The sequence below is a fragment of the Marinimicrobium sp. UBA4209 genome (assembly GCF_002381585.1).
Taxonomy (GTDB): domain Bacteria; phylum Pseudomonadota; class Gammaproteobacteria; order Pseudomonadales; family Cellvibrionaceae; genus Marinimicrobium; species Marinimicrobium koreense.
Map to the genome: position 1 here is coordinate 375 of NZ_DFTP01000030.1, position 673 is coordinate 1047.

General features: G+C 65.6%; 1 protein-coding gene. It reads right to left on the reverse strand.

Features of this window, described 5'->3' with window-relative positions; translation table 11 throughout:
* Positions 1-413: DUF1731 domain-containing protein (locus B3187_RS04400; protein ID WP_286804762.1), on the reverse strand; the 413-nt coding region annotated here is incomplete at its 3' end.
* Positions 414-673 lie beyond the last annotated feature (260 nt).

The window sequence follows — 673 nt, forward strand, 5'->3', positions numbered from 1 at the left end:
TGAAAACCGGACTCCAGCGCCGCCTCCGGTAATACCCGCTGACTGACCAGCAACAACTCATCCGCCATATCGGCCATCATGGCCCGCAACATGAATGCCGGCGCGGGAAATATGGCCGGGCGATGGAGCGTCTTCGCCAGCGAGCGGGTGAAGTAGCGATTGGTGACCGGATTCGGCGCCGTTCCGTTCACCGGTCCGGACAGGTTGTCCTGTTCCAGGCAGTGCAGAATCAGGCGCACCAGATCCGTCCGGTGAACCCAGGACATCCACTGGCGCCCCGACCCCAGACGCCCGCCCAACCCCAGTTTGAAGGGCAACAACATGGACTGCAGCGCACCCCCACCGGGCCCCAGCACAATACCGGTCCGCAACCGACAGACCCGGGTGCCGGAGTCGGCAAAGCGCTCCGCCACCGCCTCCCAATCCCTGCATAACTGGGCCGCGAAGCCCGTACCGCTACCATCCGCTTCGGTCAGCGGTCGGTCACCNNCCCCCATCGCCGTAGAAGCCGATGGCGCTGCCGCTGACCATCCGTTCCGGAAAGTGGCCCCGCTGTTGAAAGTGGGCCAGCAGCGCCTCGGTGGTCCCGATACGGCTTCGCCGAAATTCCTCTTTGCGCCGGTCATTCCAGCGGCCACTGGCCAGGGGCTCGCCGGCCAGATTGACCACCGCG